Origin of the sequence: Vibrio sp. 1562 (genome assembly GCF_033340155.1) — a bacterium.
GTDB classification, from domain to species: Bacteria; Pseudomonadota; Gammaproteobacteria; order Enterobacterales; family Vibrionaceae; genus Vibrio; species Vibrio alginolyticus.
Genome location: NZ_JAWOVY010000379.1, coordinates 1 through 683, shown reverse-complemented (window position 1 = coordinate 683; position 683 = coordinate 1). Strand labels below are relative to the sequence as shown.

Sequence of the window (683 nt, the reverse complement as noted above, 5' to 3'; positions counted from 1 at the left end):
GTTGATTTGTCCCAATGTGATGATAAATCATGCCCAGAAGTAGCGAACATGGACAGTCAGTTTTACGACGCTGCCAACAGCATTCGCCAATGGCTGAAATCACTTGATGAGCAAAAAATCTCGTTGTTTGAACAAGATGGTTATCAACACGAAAAGCTGATGGTGTTATTGGCGGATCATTATCGTCAAACGGCCTCCTTTCCAATGGATAAGCAGTCTACGGGGACGACTGAATTTTTGAAATCGTACTTCGCGGACTACGTTCAATACAACAGTCGTCGCATCAACCCAAAACAACCAAATATGGGAAACTTCAGCCGCAGTGAATTTGGGGCCGATGTAAAGAGAATTGATACTACGGTGAATATGGAGTCTAAACGCAACTTCCGTTCGGCAGGAGTGTATGCGCTGCCAGGTGAGACTTTCACGGTAACGCGTAAAGACAACAATGATGTGACCACAAAAATTGTCATCAATAGCTTAAGAAGTGGAGCGACTCATGAGTTCAGTAAAGACGGTTATACTCGACCTAAACTGCTGACTTCATTTGCTTACGAAGTCAAAGCGGGTGAAACCATCACGCTGACTTCTCCTTATGGCGGCCCAGTACAGGTTCACTTTGACAAAAATGATATTCCGGTTGAACTGAGATTTAACCATGTGGCACAGCATCCTGTATGGAG

The 683-nt window shown here is 44.4% G+C and carries 1 protein-coding gene; it reads left to right on the top strand.

Annotation, left to right across the window (positions count from 1 at the left end):
* The coding region (locus R7Z49_RS25290; protein ID WP_318112425.1) for an ImpA family metalloprotease at positions 1-683 on the top strand (683 nt) is incomplete at both ends.